This is a genomic window from Serinicoccus kebangsaanensis, assembly GCF_008919445.1.
GTDB classification, from domain to species: domain Bacteria; phylum Actinomycetota; class Actinomycetes; order Actinomycetales; family Dermatophilaceae; genus Ornithinicoccus; species Ornithinicoccus kebangsaanensis.
This window is the reverse complement of the sequence record NZ_VSLG01000008.1, coordinates 21,745-42,276: the sequence shown is the minus strand read 5'-3', so window position 1 is coordinate 42,276 and position 20,532 is coordinate 21,745. Positions and strand designations below refer to the sequence as shown.

The following is a 20,532-nucleotide window of genomic DNA, read 5'->3' as shown; positions in this document are numbered from 1 at the left end:
GGGCGTCGCTTGTGGTGGCCTCAGGTCGTGCCGTGAAGGGCGGCGAGCTCGGCCTCCATGACCTCTTCGTCGTCGGCGTCGAGGCGCACGTGCGCGAGGAGGGTATGCAGCACGCGCAGCGCCGAGGCGGCGCGCTCGCCCCAGGACGAGAGGTAGCTGAACTGCCACCACCACATCGCCTCGGTCGGACGACCCGCGAGGTAGTGCTCCTGGCCGTGCGCGAGGTCGGCGGCCACGGCGACGAGGTCGTCGGTGAGTGATCCGCGGGTGACCTCGCCGGTGATCACCGGGTCCTCCAGGTCGCAGTAGTCGTCCAGGCCGCCCAGCAGTCCGTGCAGGCTCTCCCGGATCCGTTCCAGGTCGGCGTCCGGGCCGGCATCCGGTTCGAACCGCTCCCGCGGCACCACGTCCACCAACGCACCCAGTCGGGCGCCGGCCGAGCAGAGCTGGCCCACGCTCAGCAGCAGCAGCGGCAACGCTGTCTCCGCCGCGCCCCCGGAGGCCACCTCCTCGAGGCTGGTGAAGTAGGCCGCCACCTCGGCGTGCATGTCCTGGGCCGGCTGGGCCCAGTCGTCATCGACCATGCCCCCACCCTACGGGCAAATCGGGTCACACACCCGGACCGAGCGACGACCCGGTGGGATGGGAGAGCAACCACAGGCGACGCCCGGTGGGGCTGGGCGCAACCACGGGCGACGCTCGGTGGGGTTGGGGTAACCACAGGCGGCGCTCGGTGGGGTTGGGGGTAACCACGGGCGACGCTCGGTGGGGTTGGGGGTAACCACGGGCGACGCTCGGTGGGGTTGGGGGTAACCACGGGCGACGCTCGGTGGGGCTGGGGGTAACCACAGGCGGCGCTCGGTGGGGTTGGGGGTAACCACGGGCGACGCTCGGTGGGGCTGGGCGCAACCACGGGCGACGCTCGGTGGGGTTGGGGGCAACCACGGGCGACGCCCGGTGGGGTCGGGTCAGCCGGTCGGACCGGTGGAGATCATCCGGCGACCCTCGAAGGCGCGTCCGAGGGTGACCTCGTCGGCATACTCCAGGTCGCCGCCGACGGGGAGCCCGGACGCGAGCCGGCTGACCCGGACGCCGTCGTAGGGGGCCAGCAGCCGCGCGAGGTAGGTCGCGGTGGCCTCTCCCTCCAGGTTGGGGTCGGTCGCGATGATCACCTCGGCCACCTCGCCGTCGGCCAGCCGGGCCACGAGCTCGCGCACCCGCAGGTCCTCCGGGCCGACGCCACCGATCGGGTTGATGGCGCCGCCGAGCACGTGGTAGCGGCCACGGAACTCGCGGGTGCGCTCGATCGCCGCGACGTCCTGGCTCTGCTCCACGACGCAGATCATGCTGGGGTCTCGGCGGTCGTCCAGGCAGATGCGGCACCGTTCCGCCTCGGCGACGTTGCCGCAGACCTCGCAGAAGCGGACCTTCTCGCGGATCTGCAGCAGCGCCTCGGCGAGCCGGGTGATGTCCTCCGGGTCCGCGGCGAGCAGGTGGAAGGCCATCCGCTGGGCGCCCTTGGGGCCGACACCGGGGAGCCGTCCGAGCTCGTCGATCAGGTCCTGGACCACGCCTTCATACACAACACGGCACTGTATGCCGTGCCGCCGACAGCGGCGGTCCCGGCACGCCAGGTCGGCGCACAGCCCGGAGGTCGACTGACAGCCGGGAACGCCCACTGACAGCCTGCTCGAGGGGGCTGCCAGGTGACGAAGGGGCTCTCAGACGAGGAAGGGATGCCAGATGACGGGGCGCTGAGGCTCGCGCTCAGGCCGGAGCGTCGCCGGAGCGCTGGGCATACTCCCCGGCCCATTCCTGGCCGGACATCGCCAGGATGCGCTCCATGACCTCGTCGGTCAGCTCGCGACGGGCCCGACCCTGCGGCACGCCGTCGAACCGGCCGACGACCTCGATCGGCTCGCCGAACTCGACGCGCACCTTGGCGCGCCGGGGAAGGCGTGAGCCGACCGGCTGGATGTCCTGGGTGCCCTGCAGCCCGACGGGGACGATCGGGCACCCGGCCTCCAGCGCGAGCCAGGCCACCCCGGTCTTGCCGCGGTAGAGCCGCCCGTCGCGGGAGCGGGTCCCCTCCGGGTAGATGCCGAACGCCCCTCCACCGCGCAGGTGGGCGAGCGCGAGGTCCAGCGACTTCTGCGCGGCGCGGGTGTCGTCCCGGTCGACCGGGATGGAGCCGACGCCGGTGAACCACTCGCGGCTGATCCAGCCGCGCACCCCGGTGCCGGTGAAGTACTCCGACTTGGCCAGGAAGGCCACCTGCCGCGGGGCGGTCAGCGGGATGACCAGGCTGTCGATGAACGACCGGTGGTTGCTCGCGAGGACCACCGGGCCGTCCATGGGGACGTTCTCCCGGCCGAGCACCTCCGGGCGCCAGATCGCGGTGGCGAGCGGCGTCACCACGGGATGGAGCAGCTCGTAGATCATGCTCGGGCCGTCCTCACGCCACGGGATCGTCGTTGATGGCGATGACAGTACCGCCCAGGACGTTCTCGACCACCGGCTGCCCCACCGTGCCGGAGGTCGCGAGGTCCTCGTCGTCGTCGCTCGGGGCGTCGCCACCAGGAGCGCGCTGGGCCGGCGCGGCCGAGGGCTGCTCCGGGGGCGAGGCTGCGGCGGTGTCCTCCGGCGGTCGGTCGGGCTGGGGGGCGACGTCCTCGGTGGCCCAGGCGGGTGCGCCCGCACCGGACGCCCGCGTCGACCACTCAGCCTCGTCGCCCCGGTCGGTGGCGCGACCCGGCGTCGCCCCCAGCTGCTCGGCGAGCGACGTCTCGGGGCCGGACGACCCCGCCTCGTCGGCGGCCGGCGGGGCGGTGGCGCCGCCGCGACGACCCCGCACCCGCACCGGTGCCGCTGCCGACTGCTCGCCCGAGGGCGCCGCCTGGCCGGCCCGGGTGCGGATGCGGCCGCGCATCGGCTCGTCCGGCACCTGCTCCGGTATGCCCCCGCTCGCCTCGGGCGGCGCGGGCTCGTCCTCCGGCCCGGGATCCGCGCCGGGGTCAGGATCTGCCGGCTCGGGGTGTGCCCCTGTCCCAGGGGCTGCCCCGGACTCAGGGCCCGCAGCAGACCCCGCGCCCGACGGCCCCGGGCCGCCTCCCGACGGCCCCGGGCCGGAGTGCTCCGGACCCGACGGCCCTGGACCACCACCCGGGCCAGGGCCCGGCCCGCCGTCGCCATCGCCACCGAGGACGGTCGCCTCGATCGTGGTGTCCAGGGCCAGCGCGTCCAGCACGCCCTGGCGCAGCGCCTCCTCGTTGGAGGTCCCCATGAAGTGACGGACCCACCGTTCGTCGGGCATACCGACCAGCAGCCGTCGTCCGTCGTAGTCGACGACCTGGATGGACTCCAGCGCCCCGGCGGTGCGGCGGCTGATCTGTCGGACCGCGGCGATGATCTCCGGCCACTGGCGCCGCACGGCAGCGGTGTCGAGCTGGCCCGGCTGCTGGGTGTCGGCGGGCTGCGGGGCCGGCTCCTCCTGCTGGGTGGGGGCCGGCGGCGGGGTCGACTCCTCCTGCGGGACCTCGGCCGGCGCCGCGGCGGACCTCGACCTCGGCGGGGCGGCCTCCCGCTCCGCCGACCCGCCCGCGCCCAGCCTGCGCTCGATCCGGTCCAGCCGGGTGCCGAAGCCGTCCTCGCCCTGGGCCGCCGGCAGCAGCAGCCGGGCCGCGAGCAGCTCCAGCATCAGCCGGTAGGACACCGCGCCGGTCATGTCGGACAGGCCGCGGCTGACCAGGTCGCCGGCCCGGGAGAGCCCCGCGGAGCCGTAACCCTGCGCCTGGCGGCGCATCCGCTCCACCTGGTCCTCGGGCAGGCCGGGCAGCAGGCCGCCGGCCCGGTCGCCCGCGGCCGCGAGGACGATGAGGTCGCGGTAGCGCTCCAGCAGGTCCTCGACGAACCGGCGCGGGTCGTGCCCCGACTCCATCACCCGGTCGATCTGCTCGAAGACGGTCGCGGCGTCCCGCGCGGCCACGCCCTCGACCACGGCATCCAGCAGCTCGACGTCGGTGAAGCCCAGCAGGGCGGCGGTGCGCTCGTAGGTCAGGCCGCCCTCGGCGGCACCGGAGATCAGCTGGTCGAGCACCGACAGCGAGTCCCGGACCGACCCCCCGCCCGCGCGGGTCACGAAGGACAGCACCCCGGGCTCCAGCGCCACGCCCTCGGTCTGGCACAGCTGCTCGAGGTATGCCGTGAGCCGCTGTGGCGGGACCAGGTGGAAGGGGTAGTGGTGGGTCCGGGAGCGGATGGTCGCCAGCACCTTCTCCGGCTCCGTCGTGGCGAAGATGAACTTCACGTGCGGCGGGGGCTCCTCGACGATCTTGAGCAGGGAGTTGAAGCCCTCCCGGCTGACCATGTGGGCCTCGTCGATGATGTAGATCTTGTAGCGCGCCGTGGCCGGCCCGAAGGCCGCCCGCTCCCGCAGCTCACGGGTGTCGTCGACCCGGCCGTGGCTGGCGGCGTCGATCTCGATGACGTCGACCGAGCCGGCACCGTCGCGCGCCAGGGCGACGCACGACTCGCAGCTGCCGCACGGCTCCGGGGTCGGCCCCTGGTCGCAGTTCAGGCACCGGGCGAGGATGCGGGCGCTGGTGGTCTTGCCGCACCCGCGCGGGCCGGAGAAGAGATAGGCGTGGTTGACCCGCTCCGCGCGCAGCGCCTGCATGAGCGGCTCGGTGACGTGCTCCTGACCGATGACGTCGGCGAAGGACTCGGGTCGGTAGCGGCGGTACAGGGCGGTGCTCACGACAGTGACCCTAACGGCCCCCGGCGACATCGGAGGAGGCCTCGTCCACAGGGCGCAGGATCGCGCTGCGGTGGGCCGCCCTGGTGAGCACGACGTAGAGGGCCCGGACCCCGCCCGGGGACTCGGCAACGACGGCATCGGGATCGACCACGACCGTGGCGTCGTACTCCAGCCCCTTGGTGGACAGCGGGTCGATGAGCACCACCTGGTCGCCCCGCACGTGCGGGGCCAGCCGCTCGTGCCAGGACCACGGTGCGATGACGGCCACCTGGCCGGCGACCTCCTCGCGCAGCTCCGCCAGCGTCACGGCCACCGCGTCGGGCAGCGTGGCGGTGGGCACCGAGAGCTCCCGCGGGTGGTGCCCGGTCTCGCGGACGGCGTCCGGGATGTCCGCCTCGGGCACGTGCTCGGTGATCACCCGGGCGGCGAGGTCGAAGATCTCGCGGGCGTTGCGGTAGTTGGTGTCCATGTGGAACGCCTGGCGGGGGGCGGTGCCGAAGGCCTCGTCCCTCGCCTGGGCCGCCTCCGCGAGATCGTCCCAGGAGGCCTGGGCCAGGTCGCCGACGACGGTCCAGGACGCCCAGCGACCCCGACGACCGAGCATCCGCCACTGCATCGGGGAGAGGTCCTGGGCCTCGTCCACCAGCACGTGGGCATACTCCTCGGCCTCGACGACCCGCCCCGCGAGCAACCGGTCGCGCGGGTCGGTCGCCACCCGGTGCCCGGCCTCGCCACCGGCCGCGGCACGCTCCGGCTCGCCGTCCTGGCCCACCCGGAGCGCGGAGACGCCGTACTGCGAGACGTCGTCCAGCTCCTCGATCTCGAAGAAGCCGCGGTCCTCGCTCGGCAGCTCCACGGGAGGGCCGAGCCTCGCCGTCAGGTCGTCCACGAGCGCGACGTCCGCCACGGTCCACGTGCCCAGCTCCAGCGCCTCGCGGTAGGACCGGGCGAGCGCGGCGACGGCCTCGGCGTCCAGCCCACCGAGCCGGGCCACGAGCTCCTCGTCGGCCAGCCACAGCAGCATCTCGCGCGGGTCGACCGGGGCCCACCACTGCCGCATGAAGGCCTCCACGTCGCCGGAGTCGGTGAACCGGTCGACGAACTCCTCGCGCTCGCCCTGCTCGACCTGCTCCCACGCGAGGTGGGCCAGCGCCTCCACAGCGGCGTCGTAGCCGGCGTTGCGGTGGTGGTGCCGCAGCACCTGGCCGCGCGCGCGGTCCAGGGCGGGGGCGTCCAGGCGGATCGCGTGCCCGCCGACGAAGACGCGTAGCTGCTGCGGCGCGCCGGGGATCGGCTCGCGCACCAGCCGGGCCAGCAGCCGCCGGATCCGCAGGCTCCCCTTGGTGGCGGCGACGGCAGGCGGGTCGAGCCGGGTGGCGGTGATCCCGGCCAGCACGTCACCGAGGGAGCGCAGCACCACCGAGTCCTCGCCGAGCGAGGGCAGCACCCGCTCGATGTATGCCGTGTAGGCGGCGGACGGGCCGACCACGAGGACGCCGCCGCCCTCGAACCGGCGCCGGTCGGAGTAGAGCAGGTAGGCGGCGCGGTGCAGCGCGACCACGGTCTTGCCGGTGCCCGGGCCGCCGGTGATCTCGGTGATCCCGCGGGCGGGAGCCCGGATCGCCTCGTCCTGGTGGTGCTGGATGGTCGCGACGATGTCGCGCATCCGGGCACCGCGGCTGCGGGTCAGGGCGGCCATGAGCGCGCCGTCCCCCACGACGACCACGTCGTCGGGTGGCTCGGCCACCATGAGGTCGTCCTCCACCCCGACGACCTGCTCCCCCCGGCACCGGAGCACCCGGCGCCGCAGCACCCCCTGCGGGTCGACCGGGGTCGCGCGGTAGAAGGGCGCGGCTGCGGGAGCGCGCCAGTCGACGACCAAGGGCTCGTAGTCGTCGTCGCGCACCCCGAGCCGCCCGACGTAGCGCACCTCACGGGTCGAGCCGTGCTCGTCCGCGACCTCGTGCGCGAGGTCGAGGCGGCCGAAGACGAGCCCGTCGTGCTGGTGCTCCAGCGACGCCCGGCGCTTGCTGGCGGAGTAGACCAGGGCGTCCCGCTCGAACAGCCCGGCGAGCTCCTCCTCCCGAGGGTCCCCGGTGCCCCTACGGTCCGTCTGCCCCCGGGCCATCCCCTCGGCGTGCACCAGCTCCACCCGCGCGGCGGCCTTCCCCAGCTCGTCGTAGACCCGGTCCACGTGCGCCTGCTCAGCGGCGATCTCGGCCGCGACCTCACGGTCGGTCGACACCAGATCCGTCATCCGCCTGCCTTCCATCTGGTCCTGACGGCTGTTGCGGGGGCGGTCACGTCGGACCCCCGCAAAGTCCGCAGTCTATCGTCCGGGGCTCAGACCCAGCCACGCCGCACGGCCTGGGCACCCGCGTGGAAGCGGGTCGCCGCGCCCAGGTGCTCCATGACGTAGCGCACCCGGCGCTCCACGGTGCGCACGGAGACACCGTGCCGTCGGGCGATCACCTGGTCCGAGGCGCCCCCGGCGAGCATGGTGAGGATGGCGTGGTCGCGCTCGTCCAGCGGGGCCGAGGACCCGCCGACCTCCTTGCGTGCCGCGGCCTCCCGCATCGGCCGGATCGGCGCGGCCATCATCCAGGTGCGCTCGATGAGGTTCGCCACGGCGGCCACCGGCGCCTCCAGCCGCACCTCGAAGGAGCCCATGCCGTTCGGCTCGAACCGGCTGATGTCGATGAGCGTCACGTCGTCGTCGCAGACCACCGCGCTGACCGGCACCCCGTTGCCGGTCCGCACCGCGGCGCCCGACTCGAGGGCCGCCTCGATGACCTGGTCGGCGCTGGGCTGCTCCAGGAGCGTGGTGTCGAGGATCAGCCGGCGGTCGACGCCGTCCCGCACCGCGAGCAGCGACGGGTCGGCGGCGGCGAGCTCCAGCAGCCGCCGGCTCGCGACGGAGCCGTCCATGGCCCACCACAGCCGCTCGGTCGTCGCGATGTGCATCGCCGCGATCCGGCCCACGATGTCGTCGATCCCCCCGAGCAGGTCCATCCCCGGCAGCGAGTCCACGCTGGTGGCGCCGGCCGCCCGCCGCCAGGCCCGCTCCAGCTCACCGGCGGTCGCCCTGGCCAGCCGCAGCCGGTGCTCGGTCACCTCGGCGTAGCGGGCGACGGCGGCGCGGGGCGGCAGCACCACCCAGGTGTCCGGCGCGTCACCCGGTCGGAGGAAGCCGCGGGCGCAGAGCTCCGCCGTGGCGTCGTCGATCTCCTCCTCCGAGAGCCCCTCCTCGAGCAGGTCCGCGCGGGTGGGGGTGCCGAAGCGCACCGCCCGACGGAAGACCCCGCTGACGAACTCCTCGTAGGCCGAGCCGTGGAGGCGCACCGGGTGCCGTGGGTCCATCGGGACAGTCTGACGGATCCCCGCCATTGGCAGCACCCCGACACCCCGCGACGTGACATCCATCGCTCGATGTGTCACTGTGGAGGGGTCGGCTCCGGCCGACGCAGGGATCGTGTGAGTCGCGTGGGCAGCCCCCCATCAGCCCGCGCCGACCCTGCCCTGCAGGTGGTCCCCTGGGAGATATCCCCCCTGCCTCCCAGGGGACCACCACACACACCTCACCCCGCCGGTGGTGGCCCGTCGCCCCGGTGACCCAGCCGCCGCGACAGCTCGTCCGCGGTCCCGCGCACCAGCCGCACCACCGCACCCACCCCTGGGCCCTCGTCCGCCGGGTAGGTGACGGCCACGCCGGCGACCGGGTGGCCCGAGTGGTCGAGCACCGCCGAGGCGACCGAGGCCAGACCCGGCGTGACGAGGCCGTCCTCGACGGCATACCCCCGTGCCCTCGTGGCCGAGAGCACCCGGCGCAGCTCGACCAACGACCGTGGACCCTGCTCGTGCCGTTGCACGAACGCGGCGCGGGAGGGGTAGAGCGCACGCACCTGGGCGGGAGGCAGCGCGGCGAGGATCGCCAGGCCGCTCGCGGTCAGGGTCGCCGGCAGCCGCACCCCGACGTCGGTGACGAGCGAGGGTCGCCCGGCCACCCGCTCCTCGATGACGTAGAGCACGTCCGGGCCGTGCAGCACCGCCAGGTGCGCGTTGTGCCCGCTCCCGTCGGCCAGCCGGGTCAGCCGGGGTCGTGCGAGCCGCTGCAGCGGCGCCTGGCGCGTGTAGGCCGAGCCCAGCTCGTAGGCGGCGACGCCCAGCCCGTAGCGCCGTTCCTCCGGCAGGTGCACGGCATACCCCTGCTCCACCAGCACCGACAGCAGGTGGTATGTGGAGGAGCGCGGCAGCCCGAGCTCACGGGCGACCGTCGCCGCGGCCACCGGCGTGGCGTGCCGGGCGAGCAGCGTCAGGATCGCCAGGGCGTGCCCCGCGGCGGGCGCGTTGCCGGTCACTCCCCGAGGGTATGCCCGCAGCGGCGCCGCGGGCCGGTCACCGCTCCTGCGGCGTCCAGATCCGGTCCAGGTAGTCCCGCATCGACCGGTCGGAGGAGAAGAAGCCGCACCGGGCGACGTTGAGGATTGCCGACCGGCTCCACCCCTCGTGGTCGGCGTAGGCCCGCTCCACCCGGCCCTGGGCCTCCAGGTAGGACTCGAAGCCGGCCAGCGCCATGAACGGGTCGTGGTTGAGCAGGTTGTCCAGCACCGCCGAGACGGCACCCGGGTCGCCGCCGGTGAAGTGACCGCTGCCGATGAGGTCGATGGTGGCCTTGAGCACCGGATCCGACTCGTAGACCGAGCTCGGGACGTAGCCGCGCTGCCGCAGCTCCTCGACCTGCGGCTCGGTCATGCCGAAGAGGAAGAAGTTGTCCTCGCCCACCAGGTCGAGGATCTCGACGTTGGCGCCGTCCAGGGTGCCGATGGTCAGCGCACCGTTGAGCGCGAACTTCATGTTGCCGGTGCCGGAGGCCTCCTTGCCGGCCAGCGAGATCTGCTCGGACAGGTCGGCGGCCGGGATGACCTTCTCCGCGAGGGTGACGTTGTAGTTGGCCGGGAAGAGCACCTGGAGGCGTCCCTGCATCACCGGGTCGGTGTTGACCTTGGCCGCCACCGAGTTGATGAGGAAGATGATCTCCTTGGCCATGTGGTAGCCCGGCGCGGCCTTGGCGCCGAAGAGCACGGTGCGCGGCGTGACCTCCTCCACCGGGGTCCGCCCCGACAACACGCCTTCGTAGACGGACACGACGTGCAGCAGCTTGAGGGTCTGCCGCTTGTACTCGTGCAGCCGCTTGACCATGACGTCGAGCAGGTGGTCCTGGGACAGCTCGATCCCGTCGCGGGCCCGCAGCAGCTTGCCCAGCCGCTCCTTGTTGGCGTCCTTCACCTCCCGGAACTGCTGCCGGAAGCCCGGGTCGTCGGCATACGGCTCGAGCTGGCGCAGCTGCTCCAGGTCGGTGATCCAGCCGTCGCCGATCGTGTCGGTGACGAGGTCGGACAGCCGTCGGTTGGCCAGGTGCACGAAGCGGCGCGGGGTGATGCCGTTGGTGACGTTGGTGAACTTGTCCGGCCACAGGGCGTTGAAGTCGGGCAGCACGTTGTCGCGCAGCAGCTGGCTGTGCAGCTCGGCGACCCCGTTGACCTTCGCCCCCGCCACCGTGGCGAGGTAGGCCATCCGCACCGCGCGCTGCGGCTGCTCGGCGATGATCGACATCCGCCGCACCCGACCCTCGTCGCCGGGGAAGGCGTCGCGCACCGCGAGCAGGAACTCGGTGTTGATCCGGTAGATGATCTCCAGGTGCCGCGGCAGCAGCCGACCGAGCAGCTCGGTCGGCCACACCTCCAGCGCCTCGGGGAGCAGGGTGTGGCAGGTGTAGGCGAAGCACGCTCTCGTGATCTCCCACGCCTCGTCCCAGTCGAAGCCCTTCTCGTCGACGAGGATCCGCATCAGCTCGGGCACGGCGATGACCGGGTGGGTGTCGTTGAGCTGGAAGACGATCCGCTCCGGCAGCTCGCGCAGGTCGACGTCGCGCGGCAGCGTGTTCTCGATGAAGTCGCGCAGGCTGCAGGCGACGAAGAAGTACTGCTGCTGCAGCCGCAGCTCCTTGCCCTGCGGGGTGGAGTCGTCGGGGTAGAGCACCTTGGAGATGTTCTCGGCGAAGATCTCCGCACGGGAGGCCTGGGCGTAGTCGCCGGCGTTGAAGGTCTGCAGGTCGAAGGCCTGGTTGGCCTCGGCGCTCCACAGCCGCAGCGTGTTGACGACGCCGTTGCGGAAGCCGGGGACCATGTAGTGGTAGGGGACGCCCCGGACCTGCCAGGCCGGGACCCAGCGGGTGCGCTCGGTGCCGTCCTCGTCGGCATACCGCTCGGTGTGCCCGCCGAAGTTCACCTGCACCGCGCGCTCCGGGTGCGGGAACTCCCACGGGCTGCCCAGGCGCAGCCAGCTGTCCGGCTCCTCGACCTGCCGGTTGTCGACGAAGGTCTGCCGGAAGATGCCGTACTCGTAGCGGATGCCGTAGCCGATGCAGGGCACGTCCATCGTCGCGAGCGAGTCCACGAAGCAGGCCGCGAGCCGCCCCAGGCCGCCGTTGCCCAGGCCGGGCTCGACCTCCTGGCCGCGCAGCGCCGCCATGTCGATGCCGCACTGATCCATCGCCTGGTCGGCGATGCCCTGCAGGTCGGAGGCGAGCAGGTTGTTGCCGAGCTGGCGCCCGAGGAGGTACTCCGCCGACAGGTAGCCCACGATCCGGGTGGGGTTCTTGCGACGCCGGTGACCGGTCTCCAGCCAGGAGGCCATGAGGTAGGAGCGCACGGTCCGGGCCAGCGCGAGGTACTGGTCGTTGATCGTGGACTGCGACAGGCTCACGCCCTGGCCGTAGTTGAGCTGGTCCAGGAACTCCCGGATGAAGCCGTCCACGGTGGCCGGGGGAGAGGTCACCGGCCCGGTCGCCATCTCGTGCGACGCGGCGAAGCTCGGGCCGCGCCGGTTCGCGTCGGAGGAGGGGCTCTCGTCGGTGATGACGGGCAGGTGGGGCGTCTGGGTCACTGGGGCCTCGCAGATGCGTGTGGTCGAGCAGGCTCGCGTGGTGGATGGGACGGTCCGACGCTACGTCAGGTATGCCGTCGCGTCGGCAGGCGCCGTTGCCCAAGTCGCCAGGGTAGAGCCTCCGGGGCCCGCGTGGGGACAGGCCCGCGTGCGCTGGGTCAGTCCCAGTCGGAGGGCGGCGTGAACTGGCTGGCGGTGAAGGTGGCTCCCTGCGGATCGCGGAGGACGGCCTCCCGGGTCCAGTCGGTGGACAGGGACTCGACGACGGTGCCCCCGAGCCGTGCGGCAGCGGCAGCCGTCGCCTCGCAGTCGGCCACCGTGAAGACGACGTACCAGCCGGGGTCCCGGTCCTGCGCCGGCACCATCGCCCCGATGGTGTCCGCGAAGCCCTCCGGTGCGTGCGCCTGCCGGGTGCGGATGTCCGGGTCGACCGTGGACTCGAGGTGGTCGCCGTAGCCGGGGACCTGGATGGCCGTCGCCCATCCCTGGTCCACCAGCTCCCACCCGAACAGGTCGCGGTAGTAGCGCGCCGAGGCCGCGACGTCGGTGGTGCGCAGGTTGCTGAAGTTCCAGGCTCCCGGGACGTTCGCGACCTGGGCGCCCAGCCGCGCCCGTGCCTGCCACAGGCGCAGCTCGCTGCCGAACGGGTCGGTGAAGGCGGCGCCCCGACCGCCGGGCCCGGCATCGGCGGCCGGCGCCAGGACCTGACCGCCGAGCTCGACGGCCCGGGCCAGGCTGGCGTCGACGTCGTCGGTCGCGACATAGGTGCGCCAGCGGGGCGGTCCCTCACCCCAGGCGATGGCAGCCGCGTCGCGTCCGTCGAGTGTCGCCACGGCATACCGCTCGGGGACGCCCGGGGGCGTCACGTCGGCGACCGACCACCCGAACAGCTCGCCGTAGAAGGCCGCGGCGGCGTCGACGTCGGGCACCTCGAGGTCGATCCAGCTGCTGACGCCCGGGGGGAAGGTCCGGGCCGGGCCGGCGGTGTCGTCCACGTGCCCAGGGTAGGGCGCACCGGCTGATCGCGCCGGTCCTGCGGCCTCAGTGGAGGGCGCGCGCCGCCCGGCGGGCCGACGCGGGCACGAGCACCTCGAAGCGCTCCAGCACGACGAGGGTGTCGTCGTCGACCGGCTCGGCCTGCGGTGCCGTGGCCGCGAAGGCGTCGCGGTGGATCGCGCGCCAGTCGGCCAGCGTGCGGTTGCCCTCGCCCTCCAGCCGGGCGTGCTCGTCGTCCACGTCGCCGAACCGGCAGACCTGCACGTCGGTGATCCGGATGAGGGCGCGCGGGCGGCCGGTGCCGTCCAGCAGGATGGACAGCAGGCCGGGCTCGGGCAGCGCCAGGTCGAGGTCGGTCCCGGTGCGGGTGAGGGTGTCGCCCTCGGCGCGCGGCTCGTCCTCCAGGGCGTGCCGTGCCTGTGCGTCCTCCTCGTAGTCCCGGAGGGCGGACGCGGTCGCGGTCTTGCGCCCCGCGAGCACCAGCCCCAGCAGCCGGTCCGCGGTCGCCGGGTCCTCGCCGAAGCTCCACGCCGGCGGCGGGAGGGTGTCGCTCACCTGGGCACCGGCATACACCTCGATGCGGTTGAGCTTGCCGCGGATCCGCGCGTCCTCCCAGAACGCGGCGATCGCGAGGTCGTGCGGGCTGCGCTCCGGTCCGGCCGGTGTCTGCTCGCTCATGCGCCCCACCCTAGGCTCACCAGGTGTGAGGCCCTTCCTGCTGCTCGGCACGCGCGCCGAGGACGACGCGGCGGACGACGAGTACGCCGGGTTCCTGCGCTACTCGGGGCTGCAGGCGGAGCAGCTGCACCGGGTCCGGGTCGAGGCCGAGCCGCTCGCGCCGGTCGACCTCGGGGCCTACAGCGGCATCATCGTGGGCGGCAGCCCCTACAACGCGTCGGACGAGCGCAAGGGAGCCGTGCAGCTGCGCGTGGAGCGGGATCTGGGCGAGCTGGTGAGCCGGGTGGTGGAGGCCGACGTGCCCTTCCTCGGCGCCTGCTACGGCATCGGGCTGCTGGGGATGGTCTGCGGCGGCACGGTCGACCGGCGGTATGCCGAGGCGCCCGCCGCGGTGGGGATCTCGCTGACGGCGGAGGGGCGGTCGGACCCGCTGCTGGCGGGGATGCCCGACCCGTTCCATGCGATCGTCGGTCATAAGGAGGCGTGCGCGTCGCTGCCGCCGGGCGCCGTGCTGCTCGCCTCGTCGGCCGGCTGCCCGACCCAGATGTTCCGGATCGGGCGGCACGTCTACGCCACGCAGTTCCACCCGGAGCTGGACGCGGGCTCGCTGGAGCACCGGCTGCACATCTACGCCGGGCACGGCTACTGCGAGCCGGAGGAGGTCGGGCCGATCGTGGCGCAGGCGCGGTCGGTGGACCTCGGGCAGGTGCGGTCGGTGCTGCGGAACTTCGTGGAGCTGGCGGCCGCGCGCACGGACTGAGTCCCCGGGCTTCTCCGGCCCGGGGCGCTTCTCCGGCCCGGGGCGACATGAGCAGTCGGACGTGCCTCGCACGCGGGTCCTGGCCCTGCATCGAGGACAGGTGCGCTGCTCATGAGGGGCGGGAGGCGGCGAGCTATCCCGGCGGTGCGCAGATGAGGTCGACGACCTCGGCCAGGTCCGGTCCGGCGGCGATCTGGTCGGCCAGCTCGCGCGCCCGCCGACGGTATGCCGCGTCCCCCAGCACCTGCTCGACCGCGCGCCGGGCGGTGCGGGCCGAGATGGAGCGGCGGGCGATCCCCACGCCGACGCCGGACCAGCCGACCCGCGCCGCGACGTCGCGCTTGTCCTCGGAGGCGCCGACGCAGACCAGCGGGACGGCATACCGCAGGGCGTGGTTGACCCCGCCGTAGCCGCCGTTCGTCACCATCACGTCGCAGCGGGGGAGCAGCTCGTCGTAGGGGAGGAAGTCGGCGACGCGGACGTTGGCCGGCAGCGGGTCGAGGCCGAGGGTGCCGCCGCAGGTGGTGACGACGACCAGGGCCTCCGTGTCGGCCAGCCCGCGGATCGTCGGCTCCACCAGCTCGCCGAGATCGGTGTTGGCGATGGTGCCCTGGGTGACGTGGACGACCGGTCTGCCGCCGTCGAGGTCGGACCACCACCCGGGCAGGGCGTGCTGGGCCGCGCTGCTGGTCGTCGTGGGGCCGATGAAGTGGATCGGCGCGGGGACGTCGGCCCTGCGGCGGGGGTACTCGAAGCCCGGGCAGGTCAGCTGCAGGATGCCGTCGCTGTGCGCCGTCCAGTCGAAGGGCACGAGGTCGGTCTCGATGCCCTCGAGGTCGGCGACCAGACGCTGCGCGAGCGCCGTGACCGGGCGCAGGAAGCGGTGGGCGACGATGCGGATGGCGGCGTTGCGCGCGCGGGCGAGCGGGCCCGAAGCCGGCGGGAAGGCCGGCAGCGGAGGCATGAGCGGCAGGAAGCCGAGGGCGAGGACCCGGGGCCGGGCGTCGCGGGGCCGCAGGACCAGGGGCATACCGGCGAGCAGGAGCGGGTCGCACAGCACGACGTCCACCGGTCGCTGCGCGAGCTGCTCGTCCACCACCCGCAGCTGGTGCGGCATCGCCTCGACGAAGCGGGTGAGGTCGAAGCGGGCGAGCCGCATCCCGCGCAGACCTGCGCGGCCCGGGATGGACCCGTCGAGGTCGGTGTCGTCGAAGTCGGCCTCGGGTGGCAGGCCGACGGTGCGGGCACCGAGCTCGTCGAAGGTCTGCCGGTAGCGCGCCCCGGTGATCACCGTCACCTCGTGGCCGCGCTCGACCAGGGCACGCACGATCGGGGCCGTCGGGCCGACGTGCCCGCGGGCCGGCTGGACGCAGACCAGGACTCGCGCCACGAGGTCCTCCTCTCCCCGCCTGATCGTCACACGGCGACGCCACCTCCGGCCACCATGAGCAGGCAGAACCGTCACGGTGCGGGGATATGTCCCTGCAGCACGGCAGGTTTCCCTGCCCGTGCGGGCGCAGAGCTCGTCTGAGATGCGAGACAGCGAGCATCGTGGAGGGGGTGACGCCGGCAGGCCGGACCGCTGCAATGGTCGTCATGAGCAGCTCTCCCGACTCCGCCCTCCCGCGCGAGGTCGTCGTGACCGTCGGCGCCCTGGCGCCCGCCGAGGTGGTCGCCGTGGCGCGGCACGGCGCCCGCGTGCGGATCGCCGACGACGCCGTCGAGGGCATCGCCGCCACCCGCCGGATCATCGAGGAGCTGGCCGACGACAGCCAGCCGCACTACGGCATCTCCACCGGCTTCGGCGCGCTCGCCACCACGAGCATTCCCCCGGAGAAGCGGGCCCAGCTGCAGCGCAGCCTGGTCCGCAGCCATGCCGCCGGGTCCGGGCCCGAGGTCGAGCGGGAGGTCGTCCGGGCGCTGATGCTGCTCCGCCTCTCCACCCTGGCCACCGGCCGCACCGGGGTCCGGGTCGAGACCGCGCAGGCGTATGCCCGGCTCCTCAACGCCGGCATCACCCCCGTCGTCCGGGAGCACGGCAGCCTCGGCTGCTCCGGGGACCTGGCCCCGCTGGCGCACTGCGCGCTGGCCGTCATGGGCGAGGGCACCGTCCGGGTCGGGGCCGAGGCGGGGGCGGACGAGCAGACCTGGGAGGCGACGCCGCAGGAGCTGCTGCCCGCCTCGGGTGCCCTGGCCCGCGCCGGGATCGCCCCGGTCGAGCTGGCGGAGAAGGAGGGCCTGGCCCTCATCAACGGCACCGACGGCATGCTCGGCATGCTCGTGATCGCGCTGCACGACCTCGGCACCCTGCTGACCACCGCCGACGTCGCCGCCGCGATGAGCGTGGAGGGTCTGCTCGGCACCGACGACGTCTTCGCCGCCGACCTGCACGAGCTACGCCCGCACCCCGGCCAGGCCGACTCCGCCGCGAACCTGCGCTCCCTGATGCGGGACAGCGCGATCCGTGAGTCGCACCGCACCGAGGAGTGCACCCGGGTGCAGGACGCCTACTCGCTGCGCTGCTCGCCCCAGGTCCACGGCTCGGCCCGGGACACCTGCGGGTATGCCGCCACCGTCGCGATGCGCGAGCTCGCCGCCGCCGTCGACAACCCGGTCGTGACCCCGGACGGCCGGGTCGAGAGCAACGGCAACTTCCACGGCGCGCCGGTCGCCCACGTCCTGGACTTCCTCGCGATCGTGGCGGCGGACGTGGCGAGCATCAGCGAGCGCCGCACCGACCGCTTCCTCGACGTCGCCCGCAGCCACGGGCTGCCGCCGTTCCTCGCCGACGACCCCGGGACCGACAGCGGGCACATGATCGCGCAGTACACCCAGGCGGCCGTCGTCAGCGAGCTCAAGCGGCTCGCCACCCCGGCCAGCGTGGACTCCATACCCTCCTCGGCGATGCAGGAGGACCACGTGAGCATGGGGTGGGGCGCCGCCCGCAAGCTGCGCCGTGCGGTGGACGGGCTGGGCCGGGTCGTGGCGGTCGAGGTGCTCACCGCGGCCCGTGCGCTGGACCTGCGCGCCCCGCTCACCCCCGCGCCCGCCACGGCCGCCGTCGTGGCGCTGCTGCGGGAGTCCGGCGTCGAGGGCCCCGGCCCCGACCGCCACCTCAGCCCGGAGATCGAGACCGTCGTCGACCTCGTCACCGGCGGCCGCGTCCGCGCCGCCGCCGAGCGGGTCACCGGACCGCTGCACTGAACGCAGAGCGTGCGGTCGGTCGTCGCAGAGTGCGCGGCCGGTCGGGAGAAGAGCCAGAGACAGAGCCAGAGCCAGAGATCGAGTCGAAGGAGACCACCATGGAAGGCGCCCGCCCCGTCCGCGCACCCCGCGGCACCCAGCTCACCGCCCGCTCCTGGGCCACCGAGGCCCCGATGCGGATGCTCATGAACAACCTCGACCCCGAGGTCGCCGAGCGCCCGGACGACCTGGTCGTCTACGGCGGCACCGGCCGCGCCGCGCGCGACTGGCGCAGCTTCGACGCCATGGTCCGCACCCTCACCGACCTGCGCGAGGACGAGACCATGCTGGTCCAGTCCGGCCGCCCGGTCGGCGTCATGCAGACCCACGAGTGGGCACCGCGCGTGCTCATCGCCAACTCCAACCTCGTCGGTGACTGGGCGACCTGGCCCGAGTTCCGCCGGCTGGAGCACCTCGGCCTGACGATGTACGGCCAGATGACCGCCGGCTCGTGGATCTACATCGGCACCCAGGGCATCCTGCAGGGCACCTACGAGACCTTCGCCGCGGTCGCCGCGAAGAGGTTCGACGGCACCCTGGCGGGCACCCTCACCCTCACCGGCGGGTGCGGCGGCATGGGCGGGGCGCAGCCGCTCGCGGTCACCCTCAACGGCGGGGTATGCCTGGTCGTGGACGTCGACGAGTCGCGCCTGCGCCGGCGGGTCAGGAGCCGCTACCTGGACGAGGTGGCCGACTCCCTCGACGCGGCGGTCGACCGGGCGCTCGCGGCGCGGGCGGACCGGCAGGCGGTGTCGATCGGTGTCGTCGGCAACGCGGCCGAGGTCTTCCCGGAGCTGCTGCGGCGCGGGGTCGAGATCGACATCGTCACCGACCAGACCTCCGCCCACGACCCGCTGTCCTACCTGCCCGAGGGCATCGACCTCGCGGACTGGCACGAGCTCGCCGAGAAGAAGCCGGAGGAGTTCACCGACCGCGCCCAGGCGTCGATGGCCCGGCACGTCGAGGCGATGGTCGGTTTCCTGGACGCGGGCGCCGAGGTCTTCGACTACGGCAACTCGATCCGTGACGAGGCCCGCCAGGGCGGCTTCGACCGGGCCTTCGAGTTCCCCGGGTTCGTCCCGGCATACATCCGGCCGTTGTTCTGCGAGGGCAAGGGGCCGTTCCGCTGGGCCGCGCTGTCCGGCGACGAGAAGGACATCGCCGCCACCGACCGCGCGGTTCTCGACCTCTTCCCGGACAACGGCCACCTGCAGAAGTGGATCCGCGGAGCCCAGGACAAGGTGGCCTTCGAAGGGCTGCCGGCGCGGATCTGCTGGCTGGGCTACGGGGAGCGGGACAAGGCGGGCGTCCGGTTCAACGACATGGTGGCGTCCGGCGAGGTCAGCGCGCCGATCGTCATCGGCCGGGACCACCTCGACTGCGGCTCGGTGGCGAGTCCTTACCGGGAGACCGAGGCGATGGCGGACGGCTCCGACGCGATCGCCGACTGGCCGCTGCTCAACGCGATGGTCAACACCGCCTCGGGCGCGTCCTGGGTGTCGCTGCACCACGGCGGCGGGGTCGGCATCGGCCGCTCGCTGCACGCCGGGCAGGTCTCCGTCGCGGACGGCACCGACCTGGCCCGGCGCAAGCTCGAGCGGGTCCTGGCCAACGACCCCGGCATGGGCGTCATCCGGCACGTGGACGCCGGCTACGACCGGGCCGACGAGGTCGCCGCAGAGCGCGGCGTCCGGGTGCCGATGCGCGAGGGCGACTGACCGTATACCCGAATTCGACCTCTGGAATGTTCGCCATGGCGACGAAAGCAGCAGTCGAAAACGGGCAGAGAGAGGACGATGAGTGACATGACCGCCCCCACCCGGACCGGCGACGCGCCGGCCAGCTCCGCGCCGATGTGGAAGTTCTTGGTGCTGTCGGCGATCGGCGTCTTCATGTTCTTCGTGCCGGTCACGATCGGGGAGCGGAGCACCATCCCGCTGGACCACATCGTGTCGTGGCTGCGCGAGGCGATCCCCGGCGTGCTGCCCTGGTATGCCCTCGCCCTCATCGCGGCGGGCGCCGTCTACCCCTGGGTCACCGGGTCGTGGAGGCGCAGCACCACCGACCTGGTCTTCGCCGTCGCCCGCGTGATCGGGCTGGTCGTCGGGGTGATGCTGGTGCTCGGGTTCGGCCCGGCCTGGCTCTTCGCCGACAACATCGGGCCGTTCCTGCTCAACGCGCTGGTCATCCCGGTCGGCCTGCTGGTGCCGATCGGCGCCGTCTTCCTCGCGCTGCTCGTCGGGTATGGGTTGATGGAGTTCATCGGCGTCCTCGCCCGACCCCTGATGCGGCCGGTCTTCCGGACGCCGGGCCGCTCGGCGATCGACGCGGTCGCGAGCTTCGTCGGCTCCTACTCGCTCGCCCTGCTCATCACCAACCGGGTCTATCTGGACGGCAAGTACACCCGGCGCGAGGCGATGGTGATCGCCACCGGCTTCTCCACCGTCTCGGCGACGTTCATGATCGTCGTCGCCAGCGCGCTCGACCTGATGCAGCACTGGAGCCTCTACTTCTGGTCCACCCTGCTCATCACCTTCGTCGTCACCGCGATCACGGTGTGGATCCCGCCGCTGTCCCGCATCCCCGACGAGACCGCGCCGGGCGCCCGGCACCAGCCCGAGCGGCCGGCCGAGGGCGGGCGGATCGCGACCGCGTGGCGGGAGGCCAGGCATACCGTGGCCGCCGACCCCGGCCTGCTGCGGACGATCTGGTCCACCTTCCTCGACGGACTCAAGATGGCCATGGCGATCCTGCCGAGCATCCTGTCGATCGGACTGCTGGGGCTGGTGCTGGCCGAGTTCACCCCGGTCTTCGACTGGCTGGGCTACGTGTTCTACCCGATCACCTGGGCGCTGCAGATCCCGGAGCCGCTGCTGGTGGCCAAGGCGGCCGCGCTCGGCGTCTCGGAGATGTTCCTGCCCGCCGCGCTCGTCGCCGAGTCCGCCATGTCGGTGAAGTATGTCGTCGCCGTCGTGAGCGTCAGCCAGATCATCTTCTTCTCCGCGATGGTGCCGTCCCTGGTGGGCACCGAGATCCCGGTGTCCATCCCGAGGCTGCTCGTCATCTGGTTCGAGCGGGTATGCCTGAGCCTGGTCCTGGCGATCCCGGTGGGGCTGCTGCTGTTCTGACCGGTGGGCGCCGGCACGGGCAGGTA

Annotated in this window: 15 protein-coding genes; 4 read left to right on the top strand and 11 right to left on the bottom strand. The window is 73.3% G+C overall.

Translation table 11 applies throughout. From position 1 onward, the window contains the following. Positions 1–20: 20 nt before the first annotated feature. The 10 genes from FXF60_RS09865 to FXF60_RS09820 form a co-directional block, all read right to left on the bottom strand. Positions 21–584 (bottom strand): DUF5063 domain-containing protein, encoded by a 564-nt coding sequence (locus FXF60_RS09865; RefSeq protein WP_151525807.1) that lies wholly within the window; start codon positions 582–584, stop codon positions 21–23. Between the two features lie 384 nt (positions 585–968). Continuing rightward, the gene (gene recR, locus FXF60_RS09860; protein WP_151525806.1) at positions 969–1,583 is read right to left on the bottom strand and encodes a recombination mediator RecR; all 615 of its coding nucleotides are present in this window, start codon (positions 1,581–1,583) and stop codon (positions 969–971) included. 184 nt (positions 1,584–1,767) lie between these two features. Beyond that, the gene (locus FXF60_RS09855) at positions 1,768–2,442 is read right to left on the bottom strand and encodes a lysophospholipid acyltransferase family protein (protein WP_151525805.1); all 675 of its coding nucleotides are present in this window, start codon (positions 2,440–2,442) and stop codon (positions 1,768–1,770) included. 13 nt (positions 2,443–2,455) lie between these two features. Further along, the gene (locus tag FXF60_RS09850) at positions 2,456–4,756 is read right to left on the bottom strand and encodes a DNA polymerase III subunit gamma and tau (protein ID WP_151525804.1); all 2,301 of its coding nucleotides are present in this window, start codon (positions 4,754–4,756) and stop codon (positions 2,456–2,458) included. Between the two features lie 10 nt (positions 4,757–4,766). After that, positions 4,767–7,013 carry a HelD family protein gene (locus tag FXF60_RS09845; protein WP_151525803.1) on the bottom strand — a complete coding sequence of 749 codons (2,247 nt, stop codon included), beginning with the start codon at positions 7,011–7,013 and terminating at the stop codon, positions 4,767–4,769. An 86-nt stretch (positions 7,014–7,099) separates the two neighbouring features. Continuing rightward, positions 7,100–8,116 (bottom strand): helix-turn-helix transcriptional regulator, encoded by a 1,017-nt coding sequence (locus tag FXF60_RS09840; RefSeq protein WP_151525802.1) that lies wholly within the window; start codon positions 8,114–8,116, stop codon positions 7,100–7,102. A 218-nt stretch (positions 8,117–8,334) separates the two neighbouring features. Continuing rightward, the gene (locus FXF60_RS09835) at positions 8,335–9,114 is read right to left on the bottom strand and encodes an IclR family transcriptional regulator (protein ID WP_151525801.1); all 780 of its coding nucleotides are present in this window, start codon (positions 9,112–9,114) and stop codon (positions 8,335–8,337) included. A gap of 37 nt (positions 9,115–9,151) precedes the next feature. Next, on the bottom strand, positions 9,152–11,701 hold the full coding sequence (locus FXF60_RS09830; RefSeq protein ID WP_151525800.1) for a glycogen/starch/alpha-glucan phosphorylase: 2,550 nt from the start codon (positions 11,699–11,701) through the stop codon (positions 9,152–9,154). Positions 11,702–11,859: 158 nt separating this feature from the next. Beyond that, entirely contained in the window at positions 11,860–12,696 is an 837-nt protein-coding gene (locus tag FXF60_RS09825; protein ID WP_151525799.1) for a VOC family protein, read from the bottom strand. Between the two features lie 46 nt (positions 12,697–12,742). Beyond that, the gene (locus FXF60_RS09820) at positions 12,743–13,375 is read right to left on the bottom strand and encodes an ASCH domain-containing protein (protein ID WP_151525798.1); all 633 of its coding nucleotides are present in this window, start codon (positions 13,373–13,375) and stop codon (positions 12,743–12,745) included. 25 nt (positions 13,376–13,400) lie between these two features. On the opposite strand from FXF60_RS09820, the gene FXF60_RS09815 reads away from it, so the two are divergent. Next, positions 13,401–14,135 (top strand): glutamine amidotransferase, encoded by a 735-nt coding sequence (locus tag FXF60_RS09815; protein ID WP_151525797.1) that lies wholly within the window; start codon positions 13,401–13,403, stop codon positions 14,133–14,135. A gap of 133 nt (positions 14,136–14,268) precedes the next feature. Here FXF60_RS09815 and FXF60_RS09810 read toward each other — a convergent pair whose 3' ends face one another. Continuing rightward, positions 14,269–15,525: a glycosyltransferase gene (locus FXF60_RS09810; RefSeq protein WP_151525796.1), complete on the bottom strand. Its 1,257-nt coding sequence runs from the start codon at positions 15,523–15,525 to the stop codon at positions 14,269–14,271. Between the two features lie 206 nt (positions 15,526–15,731). Between FXF60_RS09810 and hutH the strand changes: the two genes are divergently transcribed. The 3 genes from hutH (at position 15,732) to FXF60_RS09795 (ending at position 20,506) form a co-directional block, all read left to right on the top strand. Beyond that, entirely contained in the window at positions 15,732–17,339 is a 1,608-nt protein-coding gene (gene hutH, locus FXF60_RS09805; protein ID WP_151525795.1) for a histidine ammonia-lyase, read from the top strand. A gap of 98 nt (positions 17,340–17,437) precedes the next feature. Next, positions 17,438–19,096 carry a urocanate hydratase gene (gene hutU / locus FXF60_RS09800; RefSeq protein WP_151525794.1) on the top strand — a complete coding sequence of 553 codons (1,659 nt, stop codon included), beginning with the start codon at positions 17,438–17,440 and terminating at the stop codon, positions 19,094–19,096. A 78-nt stretch (positions 19,097–19,174) separates the two neighbouring features. After that, the gene (locus tag FXF60_RS09795) at positions 19,175–20,506 is read left to right on the top strand and encodes a YjiH family protein (RefSeq protein WP_151525793.1); all 1,332 of its coding nucleotides are present in this window, start codon (positions 19,175–19,177) and stop codon (positions 20,504–20,506) included. Positions 20,507–20,532: the final 26 nt, after the last annotated feature.